Origin of the sequence: Chitinasiproducens palmae, from assembly GCF_900095735.1 — a bacterium.
In the GTDB taxonomy this organism is placed as follows: domain Bacteria; phylum Pseudomonadota; class Gammaproteobacteria; order Burkholderiales; family Burkholderiaceae; genus Chitinasiproducens; species Chitinasiproducens palmae.
In genome coordinates this window covers 210150-228478 of sequence record NZ_FNLO01000003.1, presented here as the reverse complement: position 1 = coordinate 228478, position 18329 = coordinate 210150, and the positions used below count along the sequence as shown (strand labels likewise).

General features: G+C 66.4%; 14 protein-coding genes and 2 pseudogenes. 10 read left to right on the top strand and 6 right to left on the bottom strand.

Annotated elements, in window-relative coordinates; genetic code table 11:
• Nucleotides 1–27 precede the first annotated feature (27 nt).
• Nucleotides 28–1614, bottom strand: a complete 1587-nt coding sequence (gene glgA, locus BLU54_RS06785) for a glycogen synthase GlgA (RefSeq protein ID WP_091906320.1) — start codon at nucleotides 1612–1614, stop codon at nucleotides 28–30.
• A gap of 470 nt (nucleotides 1615–2084) precedes the next feature.
• Between glgA and BLU54_RS06780 the strand changes: the two genes are divergently transcribed.
• Nucleotides 2085–3509 (top strand): DNA topoisomerase IB, encoded by a 1425-nt coding sequence (locus BLU54_RS06780; protein ID WP_235837822.1) that lies wholly within the window; start codon nucleotides 2085–2087, stop codon nucleotides 3507–3509.
• 1025 nt (nucleotides 3510–4534) lie between these two features.
• Here the strand turns inward: BLU54_RS06780 and BLU54_RS06775 are convergent.
• Nucleotides 4535–4693, bottom strand: coding sequence for a DUF3309 family protein (locus BLU54_RS06775; protein WP_091906316.1), 159 nt, complete (start codon nucleotides 4691–4693; stop codon nucleotides 4535–4537).
• Nucleotides 4694–4912: 219 nt separating this feature from the next.
• On the opposite strand from BLU54_RS06775, the gene BLU54_RS06770 reads away from it, so the two are divergent.
• Both BLU54_RS06770 and BLU54_RS06765 read left to right on the top strand, forming a co-directional pair.
• Nucleotides 4913–5734: a TOBE domain-containing protein gene (locus tag BLU54_RS06770; protein ID WP_091906679.1), complete on the top strand. Its 822-nt coding sequence runs from the start codon at nucleotides 4913–4915 to the stop codon at nucleotides 5732–5734.
• A 646-nt stretch (nucleotides 5735–6380) separates the two neighbouring features.
• Entirely contained in the window at nucleotides 6381–6809 is a 429-nt protein-coding gene (locus BLU54_RS06765; protein ID WP_091906313.1) for a hypothetical protein, read from the top strand.
• Here the strand turns inward: BLU54_RS06765 and BLU54_RS06760 are convergent.
• Nucleotides 6781–8094 (bottom strand): EAL domain-containing protein, encoded by a 1314-nt coding sequence (locus BLU54_RS06760; RefSeq protein WP_091906311.1) that lies wholly within the window; start codon nucleotides 8092–8094, stop codon nucleotides 6781–6783. The two genes, BLU54_RS06765 and BLU54_RS06760, sit on opposite strands and share 29 nt — an antisense overlap.
• A gap of 394 nt (nucleotides 8095–8488) precedes the next feature.
• Here BLU54_RS06760 and BLU54_RS06755 point away from each other — a divergent pair, with 394 nt between their 5' ends.
• From BLU54_RS06755 to BLU54_RS23635, 4 genes are all read left to right on the top strand, one after another.
• Nucleotides 8489–9034: a hypothetical protein gene (locus BLU54_RS06755; protein WP_091906309.1), complete on the top strand. Its 546-nt coding sequence runs from the start codon at nucleotides 8489–8491 to the stop codon at nucleotides 9032–9034.
• A 435-nt stretch (nucleotides 9035–9469) separates the two neighbouring features.
• Entirely contained in the window at nucleotides 9470–10648 is a 1179-nt protein-coding gene (gene bamC / locus BLU54_RS06750; RefSeq protein ID WP_091906307.1) for an outer membrane protein assembly factor BamC, read from the top strand.
• A gap of 294 nt (nucleotides 10649–10942) precedes the next feature.
• Nucleotides 10943–11071, top strand: a complete 129-nt coding sequence (locus tag BLU54_RS24350) for a hypothetical protein (protein ID WP_268874506.1) — start codon at nucleotides 10943–10945, stop codon at nucleotides 11069–11071.
• A gap of 69 nt (nucleotides 11072–11140) precedes the next feature.
• The gene (locus BLU54_RS23635) at nucleotides 11141–11311 is read left to right on the top strand and encodes a hypothetical protein (protein ID WP_170845052.1); all 171 of its coding nucleotides are present in this window, start codon (nucleotides 11141–11143) and stop codon (nucleotides 11309–11311) included.
• 268 nt (nucleotides 11312–11579) lie between these two features.
• On the opposite strand, the pseudogene BLU54_RS24530 reads toward BLU54_RS23635, so the two are convergent.
• The 3 genes and pseudogenes from BLU54_RS24530 to BLU54_RS06725 all read right to left on the bottom strand — a co-directional run.
• Nucleotides 11580–11741: pseudogene (locus BLU54_RS24530) on the bottom strand (DNA-binding protein); the annotation flags it as partial.
• 587 nt (nucleotides 11742–12328) lie between these two features.
• On the bottom strand, nucleotides 12329–12607 hold the full coding sequence (locus BLU54_RS06740) for a hypothetical protein (RefSeq protein WP_091906303.1): 279 nt from the start codon (nucleotides 12605–12607) through the stop codon (nucleotides 12329–12331).
• A 1289-nt stretch (nucleotides 12608–13896) separates the two neighbouring features.
• A pseudogene (locus BLU54_RS06725) lies at nucleotides 13897–14292 on the bottom strand (transposase); the annotation flags it as partial.
• A gap of 546 nt (nucleotides 14293–14838) precedes the next feature.
• Between BLU54_RS06725 and BLU54_RS06720 the strand changes: the two are divergent.
• The 3 genes from BLU54_RS06720 to scpB all read left to right on the top strand — a co-directional run bounded on the left by BLU54_RS06720 (nucleotide 14839) and on the right by scpB (nucleotide 18323).
• Nucleotides 14839–15738 (top strand): LysR family transcriptional regulator, encoded by a 900-nt coding sequence (locus BLU54_RS06720; RefSeq protein ID WP_091906677.1) that lies wholly within the window; start codon nucleotides 14839–14841, stop codon nucleotides 15736–15738.
• Nucleotides 15739–15877: 139 nt separating this feature from the next.
• Entirely contained in the window at nucleotides 15878–17107 is a 1230-nt protein-coding gene (locus tag BLU54_RS06715) for a pyridoxal phosphate-dependent aminotransferase (RefSeq protein ID WP_091906295.1), read from the top strand.
• A gap of 460 nt (nucleotides 17108–17567) precedes the next feature.
• Complete coding sequence (gene scpB, locus BLU54_RS06710; RefSeq protein ID WP_091906293.1) at nucleotides 17568–18323, top strand: SMC-Scp complex subunit ScpB; 756 nt, start codon at nucleotides 17568–17570, stop codon at nucleotides 18321–18323.
• Nucleotides 18324–18329: the final 6 nt, after the last annotated feature.

Genomic DNA, 18329 nt, shown 5'->3' with positions numbered 1-18329 from the left:
TCCTTGATGCTGATTCAATGCTGACTGCTAGGCCGTCGCGGACACCGTGGCCGGCTTGCGATCATTGGCGGCGCCACTGCTGCGGCTGCGGCGCACGCGGGACATCCTGGCCGGCTTGAGGCGAACGTGCTCCATGCCGACCAGCGTCGCGAACAGATCGGCGAAACGCGCCACCGGGCCGTCCCAACTGAAATCGCGTTCCATCGCGTTGCGCTGGATCATGCGCCACAACACCGGCCGCATGAACGCGTCGATCGCGCGCTCGCAGGCCACGCGCATCGCTGCCACCGATTCGCCGTCGAACAGGAAGCCGGTAAGCGGCGTATGGGCCGGCGGCATGCCGACGTTGCGCGGGTCGAGACCGTCGTCAACGATCGAATCGGCCAAGCCGCCGACACGCGAGGCGATCGGCACCGTGCCGTAGCGCATCGCGTACATCGGCGTCAGGCCACACGGCTCGAAGCGGCTGCCGTGCAACAGCATGTCAGCACCCGCATGCAACATGTGTGCACGCTTTTCGTCGTAGCCGATATGGACGGCGACGCGGTCAGGGTGGGCATGCGCCAGGCGCAGCATCGCCTGCTCGGCGTCGGCCTCGCCCTGGCCGAGCACGACCACCTGCAGACGCGGGTAAGTATCCAGCAGCGACGCGAGCGTGTGCACCGCCAGGTCGGCCATCTTCTGCCAGGTCAGCCGGCTGCCGAGCGCGATGAGCGGGGCAAACGGGTCCGCGGGCAGGCCGAACAGCTGCTGCAACGCACGCTTGCATGCATTCTTGCCGCGCATTTCGCCAGGGCGGTAGGTGCGCGAAATCATCGCGTCGGTGCGCGGATCCCAAACGTCGCCGTCGATGCCATTGATGATGCCGACGACCTTGTGGGCGTTTTCCTGCAGCACGCCTTCCATCAGATGACCGAAGCGGGGCGTCATGATCTCGCGCGCGTAGGTCTCGCTCACGGTGGTGATCGCGTCTGCGAAACGGATGGCGGCCTTCATGAAGCTCAACTGGCCGTAGAACTCGATGCCGCCGGCGTCCGGCCCCGCTTCGAGCACCCAGTCGGGCAAGCCGAGTTCCGCGCCGAGCGACAACGGATAGTTGCCCTGGAACGCCAGGTTGTGAATCGTGAAGACGCTCTTCACGTCAGTCACGCCCAACAGCTTCATGTACAGCGGAGTCAAGCCGGCGTGCCAGTCATGCGCATGCACGATTGCCGGTCGCTTGACGCCCGGCACGCCCTGCGCGATGCGGGCAGCGGCGGCGGCCAGTGTGCCGAAGCGCAGTGCATTGTCGTCCCACTCCCGTCCGTCGGCCGCCTGGTACAGGCGCGGGCGATCGTACAGTGCATCGTTCTGCAGCAGCAGCACGCGCACACCGGTATCCGGCATGTAGCCGCGCCACAGCACGCAGTCGCCGCCAGGCAGATCACTCAGCGTGCCGACGCGCTTCAGCCCGGTTGCCTGCGCCATTGCGCCCGGGTAGCCGGGCATCAGGATCGTCGGTTCAACGCCAGCCCCCTGCAGCGCCGGCGCAAATGCGCTCAGCATGTCCCCGAGCCCCCCGGTTTTTGCCAGGGGCAGGGCTTCGGACGCGACGATCAACACGGGCGTAGACAAGGTGGACTCCAGACAGAAACATTCGCGACCGCCGGTTCGGAGGGCCGCTCCGGGACGGCGGTAATGGCACTTTTCAAAGCAGGTTCTATGCCCGTTTTATAAGGGATTTCCCTGTTTCGTGTCTGTGCGCGAAAGCACGCAGACGCCGTGCGATGTCGGCATTTGCTACCGAGCCCAGGACCCATCATCGTGCAGACATTCAGGACTTTTCGGAACTATTTTCCGATACAGACGGTGGTGAAATTTTCGCTCAGCTATGTGACAACCCGAACGGTGTAAAAATCGCTAAAGGTTGTAGCGAAATTTTACATTTGCACCGCTTTGGAGCGCCGCCCGCGCGCTGCCCCAGTGCGGCGGGCGACTCTGCCTCGAACGTCCAGGCCCACGAATTGCTCGCGTGGTGCAGGTCTCGGACGAGCGATCGGAAACGGCGGGTGGCCCGCCTCAGTCCAGGCATACTGGAGTGGAACGTGCGGGTTACGAGCAAGGTGTCAGAAGCGGCGTCCGAAAGCACCGGCTGTCCGGAGGACGTGCCGGCGGGTCTCAGATACGTATCGGATGCCAGTCCAGGCATCAGTCGGCGGCGCGAGCGGGATGCGTTCGTGTACCGTACTGCATCGGGTGAACGGATCGACGATCCGGGCGTGATCGCACGAATCAATGCGCTGGCGATCCCGCCGGCCTACGAGGATGTCTGGATCTGTCCGAACCCGAGAGGCCACCTGCAGGCGACTGGACGCGATGCGCGAGGCCGCAAGCAGTATCGTTATCACGCACGGTGGCGTGAAGCGCGCGACGAGAACAAGTTCGAGCGGATGCTGGCGTTCGGGGGCGTGCTGCCGCGTCTGCGGGCCCGGGTGGCGCGCGACCTTCGGCGGCGCGGCATGCCTCGCGAGAAGGTCCTGGCCACGGTCGTGCGGCTGTTGGATACGACCCTGATTCGTATTGGCAACGAGGACTATGCGCGTGAGAATCAATCATACGGACTGACCACGCTGCGCAACCGGCACGTCGAGGTGCGGGGCGCGACAATGCGCTTCCACTTCCGTGGCAAGAGTGGCGTGGAGCACGACGTGACACTCGCGGACCGTCGCCTGGCCGCCATCGTACGTCGCTGCATGGATCTGCCGGGTCAGGAGCTGTTTCAGTACATCGACGCGGACGGTACGCGACGCGCAGTCGATTCCTCGGACATCAATGCGTACCTGCGCGAGATCACCGGCGGCGAGTTCACCGCGAAGGACTTTCGCACCTGGGCCGGCAGCGTGCATGCGATGGCCGCGCTGCGTGCGCTTCCGGAAGAGACCGGCGAGACGCTGACCGCGATGCGCCGCAGCGTCGCGGATGTCGTGAAAACCGTGGCGCGTCGGCTCGGCAATACGCCGGCGGTCTGCCGTCGCTGCTATGTGCATCCTGCCGTGTTCGAAGCCTACGAGGCGGGCGCGCTGGCCGCCCTGCAGGTTCCCGCGGAAACGACGCGGCGGCGCGGCCTGCGCAACGACGAAGCGATGCTTGCCGCCTTCCTGAAGCAATGGCTGAAGCAGCAGGCGCGCGAATCGCGCCGGGCAGCGCGTACCAAGCGGCGCGGCGTGGCCAATGCGGCCGAGGCGGGGCTTGTCGATCTGTTGCGCAAGAGCCGGCGCGAAGCCCGTGGCGCGTCGTCCGGCAAGACTTCCAATGCATCCAATGCATCCAGCGCGGCCAGGCCACCCAAGGCGTCGAGGACACCTGGCGCAGCCGAGGCCCCCACGGCCAGCAAGGGCAGCGCGGCTGCCAAGGTAGCCAAGTCAGGCAAGGGGCCGCGCGCCGGCGCAAGCGCGCGACGGCCGGCCGCGGCTACCGAGAAACGCGTGTCGCGCCGTGCGCTTGGCGAAGCCGACAAGGCGAGCGTCTAAAACGCGCGTCCGCGTCCGGCGGATCCGGTGTCGCCTGCATACCCGTTCCAAGCGGGCCGGCGCGGATGAACAGGCACCCTAGCGCTGCCATTTCATAGTCAGCATGTCCTGTCCTTCCTGCTTCCGCCAGTGCGTCGGAGCGTCGCCTGCCATTGCGGGAAGTGCCCAACGTGCCGGTGCGTCAGTGCTAACGTCGCCGCCGACGATGCGGTCGCCGATGGTGCGCGTCGTGCAGTCAAAGCGTGGTCGGCCACGGTCGCCGACGCATGCGTGCAAACGCGGGCACGGTTATGACCTGGCCTCGGCTGGAACAACGTGATGTGCGTCCGCAAGCGCGTGCAGTGAGTGACTGTGGGGTGTCGTCATAGGCGTTCAAGCGCTTCAAGCGCTTCAAGCCGTTCAAGCCCTTGGCGCATTGCTCCCGCACAGCAAACGGGCAGAGCAGAGGCGGACGAACCGGACGACTGAGAGCGAAGATCGGCGAACGGGACGAATGCGACGGCTCGAAGTTTTTGGAGAATGAACGACGGTCCGTCAATACTTCGGTCAGGCAGTCGGAAATGGCGGCCTCGTCGATTCGGGCCGTTGTCGGTAACGCCGGCGAAGGCGCGCGGCATGATAGCGTTCGCTCGTCAGTCCAGGGGCACGCGAAGCGCTCTACCGTGCGCTGTTCGAAAGCGGAAAATGAGGATTCGCAACGATCAGGAAAGTCATCGCCGCGTCAGGAGGCAGTCGACAATAGCACCTGCGGAACAATCGGCACCCGCAGCGCTTGGGCCTTAGGCGCTTGTCGATAGTGGAATATTCGCGCGGCTGCACCGGCGTATGCACTCGGCCAGGCAGTTGCAATTGTTCGGCGGATTCGACGCTGACCGATCGAGGTCGGAACAGCCGGTCGCCTCGGGCGATCGGTCGCCCGCGATATTGACTGCCATCGGGACACGCAATGGTGCTTTTTTTAGTGGGCTGACCGCATACGAAGCGGCGGCGGACGGTTGCCTGAAAACCGTCTGCCGCCGCGCCCGTCATATGCGTCCCATAAGGAACAGTACGATGACAATGATCAGGATGATGCCGACGAAGCCAGTCGGCCGGTAACCCCACGAGCGGCTATACGGCCATGCAGGGAAGGCGCCGATGAGCAGCAGGATCAGGATAATCAGCAGGATGGTACCGATGGTCATCTTTGTTCTCCTTCGAAGTTGTCGACCGGTCAGTGGTTGAGCGGCACGAGGGTAGAGCAAACGATATGCCTGGCGTGTTGGCCGACCGCTGGCTGCAAGCCGGTGCACCTCCCGTCTCACCCAACGTGGTCTGTTTGGCGGCAGTCGACAGACAGACGCTCACCGGCCCGTCGATCATTCACCACTCCTTCGACATTGCGACTCATGGAGATGCGCGGCATGACTGATTCTTCCCGACCGACCTTCGACCTTGCCGGCGAACTATGGCTGACCGACGGGGGGGCGGCCCGCTTCAGCCGGCAACGGGTGGCATTGCTTGCGGCCATCGACGAGACTGGGTCGATTACCGCCGCGGCGAAGCAGGTCGGACTCAGCTACAAGGCTGCCTGGGAAGCGGTCGACGCGCTGAACAACCTGGCCGGTGCGCCACTCGTCGAGCGCGCGATCGGCGGGCGCGGTGGTGGCGGTACCGCGCTGACCGATGCTGGCAAGCGTCTCGTCCGCGTCTTCGACACGCTGGCGCGCGAACACGGTCAGTTTCTCGCACGGGCGTCCGCCGCTTTTGGAGAGGCGGCTGCCGACGACTGGCGGCTGGTGCGCCGGATCGGATTGCGCACCAGCGCGCGCAATGCGTGGTACGGCACCGTGGCCGCGATTCGGCCCGGCGCCGTCAACGACGAGGTAGCCGTGTCGCTGGGCGAGGGGCGCATGGTGACGGCCGGTATCACGCACGACAGCGCTGCCCGACTGGGGCTCGAACCCGGCAGCGAGGTGTGCGCGCTGGTCAAGGCCAGCGCGGTCATGCTGTTCGCCGGGGAGCTGGCATCGTTGCCGGGCATCGCCTCGCCGAACCGATTCGCCGGCACGGTTGCCCGCATCGATGACGGCGCGGTCAACTGTGTAGTGACGCTCGCGCTCTCGTCGCACCAGTCGTTGACCGCGATGGTCAGCCGCAGCGGTGTCGCGCCACTCGGCCTGGCGACGGGCGACCACGCCTGCGCGGTGTTCAATCCGGCGAGTGTGATCCTCGCGCTGCCTTGAACCGCCCAGGCCGCACCGCATACGCGCGGGACCGGTAGCGGGGGCGCGGACGCAGACCGGCGCTTCGGGCGGCGGCACCGGGCCGAACGAAGTCGCCGTGGGCGCCGTTGCCGTCGACGTACGCTTTGCCGCACCCGCACCCGCACCCGCACCCGCACCCGCACCCGCACCCGCACCCGCAGCGGCGCTGGGCGAGCAACGGCCTAAGTCCATGAGCTGGTCCGCCAGCCGCGTCGCTCGGATTCGGGATGCGGCGGGCCGGGGCGCGCCGGTAGAGTGACAGGTGGGCGAGAGGCGGGGTAAGCGGCGGTAAACGGCAGATGAGCGGCAGGTAAGCGGCAGGTAAGCGGCAGGTAAGCGGCAGGTAAGCGGCGCGCGAGATACGGTGACGCCGCGGGCAAGCCACGGGCAACTTCCGTGAAGACACGGGTAGGTGGCGAGAGGCAACGTGCGAGGCGAGCGCGGCGCGAGTACAAGCAGGCGGAGGAGTCAAGGCGCCCAGCCAGGCGTTCTGTATTGCAAGCCGCGCCTTCCGGGCGTGGGGAACGGCGGCGGCAGGAGGCGAAGCGACAGGCACCATCTCCTATTGAAAATGAAAACCATTCGCAATAAGATGAGCGCTCGACCTCTCGCGACCGGAACGACCATGCCGCATGCCAGCGCTTTTTTCGATACCTCGGCATTTCCCATCGTCGCGATGCGCTATCCGGACGCCGACGCGGTGTTCCGGTGGTGCCGCGAAGCGGATGCGCTGCTCGCGCACGACCGCGCGTTCGTACTGCTCGAGTGCGGCAGGCCAGCGGTGCCGGCGTCCGAGCCTGGGCTGCGCGCCTGGCTGCGCTTGCGTCGCATGCGCCTCAACGCGTGCTGCAAGGGTCTGATGGTGGTCGAACCCGACATCTCGCAACGCCTGACCGCGCGGGCGCGCGCCGAGCTGCTGTTCGGCCATGCGGGCGTACGCGCGTTGGTGATCTCGCGCGAGGGATTGGTCGGCGAACTTGCGCCGATCCTGTTGAGTCAGTCGGCCGCCGTTGCGTCGAGTGACATCAGACGGCAGAGAACGCGCCGAAATTGATCGCGGCCGGCAGATTGTCGCGGCGATCGACGCCGCTCCAGTCGATGTCCGCGCATAGCACCTGTAGACCCTGGTGCGCGGTCGGAGCGAAGGCAACCGACAGCGTCACGCACAGGTGGGCTTCGTTGATCGACAGGTACGGGGCGGTCTGCGCAATGCGTCCGGGGGAATCCAGCGCGCTGCGGAAATAAGGGCGTCGGTCCCAGCGCGCGCCGGTCGCATCGACCAGCGGCATGAAGCGCCGGGCCCGTTGCCGCATCGGTCGGCGTGGCATGACGTTCGCGCCGAGCTGGCGACCTCGCTCGTCCAGCAGGAAACAGCGCGCTGCCTCGGGCAGGGCCAGCAAGCCGGCGCAAGCATCGGCCAGCGTCGCGCCGCCGCGTAGCAGGGTGACTGCCTCGGCGAGCGCGGCGCGGTATGGGGCAATCACGCTTTCCCGCGCCTGCGCCCGCGCCGCGTCGCGGTCGCGCAATCGATCTGCCAACGCATCCATGTCCTGCAGCACCTGGCCAGCGCTGGGCGGCGCCGTGCCGACTGGCGCGAGATACGCCCCTTGCACGAAATCGACGCCCGCCTCGATCGCAATAAGCGCCTCGTGCTCGGTTTCCACCCCTTCGATCAGCACCAACCTGCCCGATTCATGTAGCAGTGACACCAGGCCCGGCAACACGCGCTCCACGTGCGCGTGTTGGGTTGCATGGAACACCATGCCGCGATCCAGCTTGACGATGTCGGGCTGCAACTGCCAGACGCGGTCGATATTCGAATGTCCGGCACCGAAGTGATCTAGCGCAATCAAGAAACCGTGACGTCGCAGCAGATGGATCGACTCGACCAGGCGGCGCGGGTCGGCATTGGGCTGCTCGACCACCTGCAGTACGACGCGTTGGGGCGGCAGGTCGAGTGTGCGCATCTGCTCGATGAGCGCCGTGCCGTGCCGGAAGTCGGCCAGCGCGGCAGGGTGTATGTTCAGGAACAGCCACTCGTGATCCCGCTGCAAGCCGCGAAAGTTGGCCAGATGGAGCGACTGGCTGAGCCGGTCCAGCTCCAGCAAATCGCCCAGCCGCGCGGCCTGCGTGAATACCGAAAGCGGCGCGACGGCCTGGCCGGCCTGATCGTGCGCGCGCAGCAGCGCCTCGTAGCCGGCCGGCCGCATGTGCGAGACGCTGAGCACCGGTTCAAACGCGCTGAACAGGGTCAATTCGCCGTAGTGCAGCGTGCGGCGACCGTCGACGTCATCCACTGTCGGGCGGAAAGGCCGGTCGTCGCGGGCAAAAACATTCATCGCGGGCACTCGTTGGAACAGGGGCGTCGCTCGCCGCCCGACGCGCGTCTGCGCGGAATGCCGGCAGATGCCAGACGGCGGCGGTCAGCGTGGCTGGCCGCGGCAGCATCCTGTAACGCGCAGCTTAGATTGTCAAAAACTTTGTATCAATCGCTGGCGTCCGAAAGTGTGCGCCACCGTGCCGACAGTTCGACAATTGGGGTCCGGTTGGCGGTAACCAAACAGGCGCACAGTCACATGCTGCATGCCGCGAGCCATTGCTGTGGCGGGCTCCGATTGCCCAGCTGGTTGATTACCGCGGCCCGATAAGGTCTAGCGCGTCGACATAAGCAGGCAATACGCCCGCGGGAGACTGGCAACCGTTGCAACGCCAATTTCCGCTGTTCTGCGCGGCATGGCACAGATGTCGTTGCTGCGTCGCAGCATGATTCGTCTGGTGGGGCGGCTCGGCCGCATTGGCGGCGCCGGCGTTGCAGACGGAACCCGGGCATACGGCCCGGTTTCGTCGAGGTGGCGCGGCAAGACCCTGCGCCGATGGATGGACTCGAAAATTCCTTTGCGCGACTTGAGAACCGGTATGACTCTTGCGTGGCTTGTTGCATTGCGTCACGACGACGCGCGGCGTGTGCCGTTTCCGGACGGCGCCAGGGGCAAATGGAGAAACACCATGCAGATCAGCGACATTCTTTATCCTGACTACACCTATGTACCCGCAGTCACCCAGTACGGCGGCGACCGCTACCGGGCGAGCGTCACGATCTACTACCAGGGCGAGCGCATCGAGCGTTCGGGACTTATCGGTCCCGCCTTTGCCGACGTGGACGGCGCGCGGTCGTTCGTGACCGAATGGGCGCATCAATGGGTCAGCAAACGCGAAGAGGCCGCCGGCGCGATTCGCGTGGCGCGCGGTTCGTCGGCGGCGGCACTGCAAGGCGCCTGATCCCCGCCGTGCCACCGTTACCCGACAACGGTGGCACGGCGCGACGTTTCCGCATGGCAGGCGGGTGTGGGGTTGGCGGCCTGCGTGGCTTCACAGGTGGCGCCGCATACGAGCTTCGCGCGCACCGCCAGACGACGCGGTTCCAAGAGACCGGGACAGGCTTGCCTGCGCGGGCCGCGACGTGACATGACGTAATGTGACGTGACGTGACCTGCGAGTATTACAAGTTGTGACCGTCCGAACGACGCGCAACGCGTCGTTTTCCCCGTGATTGCGGGACGACAACGGTGCTTCTCACGTCCCGGGCGCCGCCGCAAGCGGCGCGCAACGGCGCTGGCATCGCCTTGAGGGACGACGGTTTTTGCGCCGCGCACGCCCAGGCCTTACAATGCCCGGCGTTATCCCTTCTCGTGCTCTGGCGATCCGACCGACTTCATGAAGCGTACTTCCCTCAGCATTTCCCGTATTTCGTTGGGCCGTGCCTGCGCCGCGGCGTTGGCTGTGGGACTGGTCGCCGGATGCAGCGCGCCGAACCCGACTGCGATCGATTACAAAAGCACGACGCGCGTCAAGACGGATTCGATGGCCACGCCGCCAAATCTGATCGACGAGGCGCGTGAGGCCCGGGCGCTGCCGCCGGTGGGTGGCGAGACGTCGCTGTCGTCGTACGAGCGGCAGGAATCGGCGCAGCCGGTATCCACCGATAACGTCCTGCCGACGGCCAGCGGCGTGCAACTGCAGCGCGACGGCTCCCAGCGGTGGTTGTTGGTGCGCAGCATGCCGCGTGCGCAACTGTGGGAACTGCTTCGCACTTTCTGGCAGCAACAAGGCTTCGTGCTGGCCGAGGATTCGTCGCAGCGTGGCGTGATGGAGACTGACTGGCGGGAGTCCCGCGCCAACGTACGCCAGGATCTGATCCGCAACACGATTTCAAAGGCGTTGGATAATGCCTACGTCACCGCGGAGCGTAACCGCTATCGCACGCGGATCGAGTCGGCCCCCCAGGGCGGTTTCTACGTGTTCGTCAGTCAGAAGGGCATGCAGGAAGTGCTGACCGGGCAGACCAACGAGAATTCGCAGTGGCGGCAACGGCCGAACGATCCGGGCCTGGAAGCCGAATACCTGCAGCGGTTGCTGCAAACCGTGGCGCGTAACGAAAATGCGGGCAATCAGCGTCTGGCCGGCGCGCAGCGGTCGCCTGCGCAGCCTGTGGCCAATACGCCGCCTGCCGCCGCCACGCCGGCGCCGCTCGGCGCGGGCGCGGTGGACATCGAGGACCATCAGATCACGCTGCCGGAAGGGTACGATCGCGCGTGGCTGCGCACCGGTTTGGCGCTGGATCGGGCCAACTTCACGGTCGACGACCGCGACCGCGAGCGTGGCTTGTATTTCGTGCGCTATGTCGATCCGAACGACCTCGGCACTGCAGCGCAGGGGTTCTGGAACCAACTGTTCCACGGCAAGAAGGAAAAGAAGGCGATTCAATACCGGATCAATGTGCGGGCACTGACGCCGACGCAAACCCGGATCGCCGTGATCGGCGCGAACAGCGAGCGCGATGCATCGGCGCAGGCTGATCGCATCCTGCGCCTGCTGGCAGATCAGATGCGTTGAGCAAATCCACTGAGCGCCAAGCGTAGTGAGAAACCGCCTCCGGGCGGTTTTTTTTCGCCCCGACGAGCGGGTCCGAGCGGCCGTAACCGACCGGCGCGACAGCAACGCCAGGCATGACGCAAAGCAAGTCTGGTACAGGTTTTGCTGTATGAAGTGCAGGTCGCGGCAGCGACAATGCACTGACGGCACCGGCGGCGACGAAGCAACGCGTGCCATGAATAACAAAGAGGCGGCAAGCCCTTAACAATAATGACAAATCTTGACATTAACCTGGCCATAATCCGCCGCGCATTCATGAACACATCGGCGCAGTTCTTGGCGAGCGATGCCGGCGGCGACAGTGGCGAGGTCGTGATCCCGACGGTGGGCGTACGTCAAGTGCATGAAGCGCTGTGCGCGGGTGCCGGCGCATTGATCTGTTGAAACGCCGCAGGGGCGGCTGATGGCTTAGGCGAGCGTGCCCCATAAGCACGACGCCATGGGGAGATGGAAATGATCGATCTGATGCCGTACTGGATGTGGGCGTTGATGCTGGTCATCGGCGTGCTGGTCGCATGCTACACGGGTGCCGATGGCGCTCGTGACGGCCAGGCCGATCGCGAACGCTGGAGCACCCGCCGCGGCGCACGCGATCTGCGCCGACAAAGCGGCCGCATCCTCTGATGCCAACCTCCGCTCAGGCGCTAGCCTGAGCGAGTGGCAGGACCGATGGCGGATTCGCGCTACGGCTGCGACTTGGCGCGCTGTCCCTCACGCATGCCGAGAGGCATGGGGGTACGCCGGGCGTCGTGTCGGTGGTCGCCGCGCTTGCTGGCAACGCACGGTGCGTCGAAACCGTTCAGCGCCCGGCCATAGCGGGGATGCTGCTCGCATGTCATGGGCAACGCGAACGCCAGCGCCTCAGCGAGCAGACGCGGGGGAGGGCGCCAACTTACGCGTCTTCCGCCGTATCCAGTATCAATACAATCGTCCAGTCGTCGCCGCCCTCGTGGTGATATTGCCGTTCCATCACGATGAACGGCTGCTGGTTACCCTTGGGTCCGAGAAACATCACGTCGCCCTCTGCGGGACAGCACTCCAGCGGCGGTAGACCAATCGCGGGCGGTTCGGCACCCGCGCCGCTCGGCTTGCCGCGGGCCTGAGGTTTGCCACCGCCAGCGCCGCCTTTATAGAGTGCGGTGACGGCGGCGAGGGCACGATCGGTCCACTCGATATCGAATTCTATTTGGCTCACGTTGCGGTCCTGTAGAGGCGAGGCTGGGGCGAAACTATACCCGAAGCATGGCGCCTTCCGGGGGAGCAAGGCAAAGGCGCCAGATGAAGGCGCGAAGGACGGGCATGAACGCGCAGGCACCGTTGCCGCCGAGCCGAAGCATGCTTGAGGGAGGGCGGAGTCGGATTGAATCCGACTGTCTCCGACGGAAGCCGAACACAAGAAGCCAGCCTTTCCTTCGGCGGCGGAAGCGTGACGGAAGCGGAATGGAAGCGCCGGAAAGGCGTGTTCGACTGCGCTCCAATCTTTGATCTGTCAAAGCGCGACGTTGCACGGCACGTAGCCGGATGGCGCCCCGCTGGTGCGCGCTTGGAACGAGGGCGCACGCGGAACCAAGTCACATCTAAACCAGGGAAGCCCCCGGCCGCGCTCCGACGCTCGTCGCACGTGCCCAGGGGCGACGATGCTTACTGCTTGTTGCCGGAATCCGGCGTCACACGCTGCGACTGACGGTGCATCGGGCGGTGATGGCGATGCGAGCTCGGCCGGTAGCTGCGATCGGAAACCGGGCTCATGCCCTGACGCGACTGCAGCGCCTGGGCGCGTTGCTCGATGTCGGCGGCACGCGCCGGATCGGTGCTCGAAATCACAGTGTTCGGCGCCGGCGACATGCCGGCATCTTGTGCGACCGCGGCACCGGACACACCGCAAAGCGCCATCAGCAGAGCAATACTCGTCTTTTTCATTGTAAGAACTCCGTCAGAAGTAAAAGGCGCTGGCCCCGAAAACACTGCAAGCCCTTGTTGGAATGCAACTTTCCCTCGGGCTGGCAGATGACGCGCGGCCAGTACACGCATCCGACGGTTCTTTAGGAAGATTCGTGCCAACGGTCGGTGCCGATGGTTTGTCAGCGACCGGGCCGATAGCTGGCGTTGCGCGAGTTGTTGGCGATATCGGCTCTGAGATCGCCGCGTGGCACGTTTGCCTCGGCACGTCTGCCGGCTTCCCGCTCCCCGTCGGGCCGCAACGATTCCGACGCGCCACGGTGCGGGCCGTCAGGCCAGCGGCCGTGCAGCTGGGCCTGGGCGGGCGTCGCCGCCATTCCGACCATTCCCAGCAACGTAGCTGCTACCAGTATCGTGTGGGCGACTGCGCGCCGCACCCCGCTGGCTGCGGGCCACGCCCAGGCGTGCTCCGCCCGCAAGCGGGGCGCGGGCCAGGTCACCGCATCCCGATCCAAGCGCCGCGCCACGCGCGGCTCCGTGTTGATTGGTTGACTCCCGTAGCGCATCCTTGCCTCCGACTGCGCATCTGCATCGTGCGCTTTCATCTAGCCTAGACAATGGGCAAAAGAAGGCTGTAAGCGTTGGTAAGCGTTTGTTTCGCAAGGAAGCAGGCCGAGATCGCCGTGCGTCGCGCCGCTGCGGCGCCGGTTCGCGCATCAACCCATCTGCCGCACCAACGCACCAACGCACCAACGCACCAACGCACCAACGCACCAACGCACCAACGCATCGACAGCTCGCGCTGCGATGTGGATGCGAGCCGCCGCGCAGCGCCGGGGTTCCGACCACCATGTTGCCAGCGGCCGGCGTGGCGGTCCGCCGAAACGCTGCCTACCTTCAGTCGCGCGCCTGGCTGCGTGCCGATCGCGGTGGCCGCCGTCCTGCACGTAGCACGGCGGAGGGCGGCGAGTACAAGCGACGCATTCGATGCGGCGCCTTGATGCCTGCGATGCGGCGGCTGCGATGCGGCGGCTGCGATGCGGCGGCTGCGATGCGGCGGCTGCGATGCGGCGGAAAAGCAAAACGCCCGCGATGCGGGCGTTGGAGCGTGTAACGAGTCAGGCCGGTGGTCAGGCCACGATGGACCGGTTGCTGCGCAGGCTGCTGGATCGGCTGGTGGGGCGGCTTGTACGGCGGCTATAGGGCAGGCCGTGGCCCGGGTTGCGGACCGGTTGCTGAGGCGGTTGGTTGGTTGGCTTGGCGGCGGGCGGCGGCGGTTGGCCGCCGCCGTGTGTGTTGCGGCGACCTCAGGCCATCTTGACCGGCGCGCGCCACGACTCCGGATTGGTCCAGAACGCGCCGCGCAGCCGATCGCGGCTCGGCGGTACCACGGGCTTCACCGAGGCAGCCGTCGCACGGCCGCGCAGTGACACCTGGCGTCCGGCACAGGCCAGCAGGCGAACCATTTCGCTCAGCGTGCCGTCAGACTGCCATTCGTCGAAGCGGCGGCGGCAAGTCGGCGGCGACGGATAGCGGCCCGGCAGCTTCGACCAGCCCTCGCCCGTGGACAGGACCCACAGAACCGCGTTGACGACTGCGCGCGCCTCGACGCGAGGACGACCGCGGCGTTCGCTACGTTGGGGTTCTTCGGCGAACAGCGTTTCGACCAGTTCCCACTCGTGGTCCTTCAAGTCATCAAACAGCATCATGTCTCACCTCAACGAAGCTATGCAGGTACGCCACGTGCGCAGTGCGATCCAAGCTCCCCCCGGAGCTCCTCATGGCGCGTCGCAGACGGGTGGGGATAGCCAAGACCCGCATCCCGCCACACCGAAAAGCAGAAGCAGAAACGGTCGGAAAAACGAACTTCTCTGTGGGCCGTTTGAGCAGTTTCTGCTGGTGACCCCTCCAAAGCATCAGGTATGCCAGTCGTCCGGAAACCCTGCGCCGATGCGGCTTTTGACCAGACAACACGGGGTTTGACGACGCTAGAGGATAGGGGCCGTGACAACTCGCCACAATCCGCATAATCACCAATCTCGTGCACGGCGCCAGGCGCATGCATCGCAACGGAACATGGCCTGCACCAGCGTTCGGCGCAGTGGTGCAAGTGCCCGCCGCACACCGCCGCTGGGCCGTTGCCCCGCCACGGACGCGTTAAGATGCGCAGCCGCACGGCGCGAGGGCCGTGCGCCCCAATCCCGTTGCGGCGCCGATCCGGTCTGCCGCGGAGCGCTGCGATGCCGACGTCGATGAATGTGACCCTGCGCCAGCTGCGCCTTTTCCTCTCGGTGGCGAAGAGCGGCAGCTTCAGCAGGGCCGGCGCCGAGGTGGGACTGACGCAGTCGGCGGTGAGCCGCGCGGTGCGCGAACTGGAGATCGAGCTTGGCCTGCGGCTCTTCGACCGCACGACGCGCGAGGTCCAGCTCAGCGCGGTGGGGGCCGAGGTGCAGGCCCACCTGCCGAGGCTGCTGGACGATCTCGACGTGTTCCTGCGCGAAGTGAGCGAGATCGGTGCGCAGCGGCGCGGCCGGGTGATGGTGGCCGCCAGTCCAACGATTGCTGCGCGCCTGATGCCTCCGTGCGTCGCGCGCTGTCGGGAGCGCTTTCCCTACGTCCATTTGCGGCTGCGCGACGAGGTACAGAGCGAGGTACTGCGGCACGTCCGTTCCGGCGAAGTGGACTTCGGCGTGGTGGTCGGCCCGTTCGAGGCGGACGACCTCCAGATCGAGGCGCTCTGCGAGGACAGCTTCGTCGCCATCCTGCGCGACGACGACACGCTCGCCGTCAGCGGCTCGCTGCCTTGGACGGGCCTGGCCGGGCGCGATGTCGTATTGCTCGATCACAGCTCGGGCAGTAGGCCACTGATCGATCGCGCGCTGTCCGATGCCGGCGTCCAGGTCGACGTGGTGCAGGACGTTGCGAACGCGGCCACCATCTTTGGTCTCGTCGAAGCGGGCATCGGCCTCGGCATCCTGCCCGCGCTGGCGTTGCCGCTGCCAGCCGGCATGCCGCTCGTCGCGCTGCCGATCGGGCCCGAGTCCCGCCGTGCAATCCTGCGGGTCCGCAGGCGGCATCGCTCGCTGTCGCCGGCGGCGGAGGCAGTGTGGGGCGTGGTCGGGGAGTTGCTGGGCGTGCGCGCCACTTGGTGATGCCAGCGCCAAGGTGCGGGCCGTTGACCACAGCTTCGCTGACGGCCAACGCGAGCCGAGGTCCAGCCACGGCTCGGGCTTCGTCTATGCCGGTGGCATGGCCGCGCGTTACACTCGCTCTTTTCGCGTGGAGCGTTGCATGATGGATGCCGGATCGGGCGTTGGCGTGGCGCAGTCGCGTGCGGCGATTCGCAGTTTGGGCGCGTCGAAGATTCGGGAGGTGGCGAACGCCGGCATGGGCCGCGCCGACGTGCTGCCGTTCTGGTTCGGCGAGTCCGACCGGCCGACGCCAGCGCCGATCGCCGACGCCGCTCGCCAGGCACTGGCCGACGGGGCGGTGTTCTATACGCACAACCTCGGCAACGCGCCGTTGCGCGAGGCGCTTGCGCGGTACGTCAGCGACCTGCATGGCGCGACCGAAGTGTCGAATATCGGCGTGACCAGCGCAGGCGTGAACGCGCTGATGCTGTGCGCCCAGTTGCTGCTGGACCCGGGTGACGAAGTGGTCGCGGTGACGCCGCTCTGGCCGAACCTGCTTGAGATTCCGCGCATCCTGGGCGCCAGCGTGCGCACCGTCGCGCTCGACAATGCGCAAGGGCGCTGGCGACTCGACCTGGACCGCCTGCTCGACGCCATCACGCCACGCACACGCATGGTATTCATCAATTCGCCGAACAACCCGACCGGCTGGGTGATGACGCGCGAGGAACAGCGCGCGGTACTCGACCACTGTCGTCGGCTCGGCGTGTGGATCGTCGCGGATGACGTCTACGAACGGTTGTATTACGGCCGCGCCGAGGGCGATGCTCCGCTTCCGTCCGGGCAAGCAAGCGAAGCGGGGAGCGCGCGCGCGGCGTCGTCGTTTCTGGACCTTGCCTCGCGCGACGAGCGGGTCGTGAGCGTCAACTCGTTCTCGAAGGCGTGGTTGATGACCGGCTGGCGGATCGGCTGGATCACTGCGCCGCAGGCGTTGAGCGAAGACCTTGGCAAGCTGATCGAATTCAACACGTCGTGCGCGCCCGATTTCGTGCAGCGCGCGGCCCAGGCCGCGCTCGCCGAGGGCGAGGCCATCGTGCGGTCGGTCCGCGACGACCTGCGCGCGAAACGGGATCATCTTGCCGGTGCGCTCGCCGCGCTGCCCGGTGTCGAAGCGGCCGCGCCGGACGGCGCGATGTACGTGTTCTTCAGCATGCCGGGCGCCGACGACAGTGTTGCGCTGTGCAAGCGGCTGGTCGCCGAGGCGGGGCTCGGACTGGCGCCGGGCGCGGCGTTCGGACCCGCGGGCGAGGGCCACGTACGCTGGTGTTATGCACGCGCGTTGCCCGCGCTCGACGAGGGCGTGGCGCGCCTGGCCCGCTTCCTCGGTTGAACATCGCGCCGGCGCTGCTTTACCGGCTGTCCGATTTTTTGTAAGATGGGTGCCCGGCATGGGTCGAGTGCGCCAATTCGATGGTCCGCTCCTGGCCCGCCGCGGTCCGCCGCCGCCCTTCAGGTTGATTAGGCCGGTTGGCCTGATGGACCGCTTTCCGCGCCCATGCCATAGTCGCTCGCATGCGGGATAGCTCGCATCAGCCAGGCATGAGCGGTGCGCCGGCAAGCCGGTCGCCACGTTGATGACTGCGCCGTCTGATGCGCCATCGATGTAGCACCGCGCGTCAGTAGCGCATGACTGGCGCATTGGCGACGCATCACCGACGCATTGGCGACGCATCACCGACGCATTACCGACAACCGACGCGATGACCCGCCACGGACCCTTGCCGTCCTGGGCGTTCCGCGAGTGCATCCTCAGGCAGCCGGACAAACCGGCGCCTCTCCGGTCGAGTTTCATGAACACGCAAGAGGCGAAAATCGTCCTCGAGACTGCTTTGATCTGTGCGCAGGAGCCGCTCAAGGTCTCGGCCTTGCGCCGTCTGTTCGACGACGCCTTGTCGGGCGATACGATCCGGGGCCTGATCGAGGAGCTTCGCGAAGCCTGGCGATTCCGCGGCGTCGAGCTGGTGTCGCTGGCCGGTGGCTGGCGCTTCCAGAGCACGGCGGCGATGCGCCCGTATCTGGAGCGAATCACGCCGGAAAAACCGCCGCGCTATTCGCGCGCGGTGATGGAAACGCTGGCCATCATTGCCTACCGCCAGCCGGTGACACGAGGCGACATCGAAGAAATCCGCGGCGTAACGGTCAACAGCCTGATCATTCGGCAACTCGAAGAGCGGGGCTGGATCGAGACCATCGGCCATCGCGAGGTGCCGGGTCGGCCGGCGTTGCTGGCGACCACGCGCCGCTTCCTGGAGGACCTTGGGCTGACGTCGCTCGACGCGCTGCCGCCACTCGATCCGCTCGGCGAGGCGGCCGACGCATTGGTGGAGGGCATGGCGCTGGCCGCCGGTGCGCCAGCCGATGTGCTGCCCGATCCGCTGGCCGAGGGCGGCGCGGCCGAACAGGGGGGGGCGCTGGCGGACCCGATCGACCGCCACGCGGCGCTCGATGTGCCACCGGACACGACACATGCCGTGGCGCAGGACGCGGACGGCCCGACGGCGGCCGACGCCGCGCCGGGCGGCGATACGGAAAGAATCGACCATTGACGATCG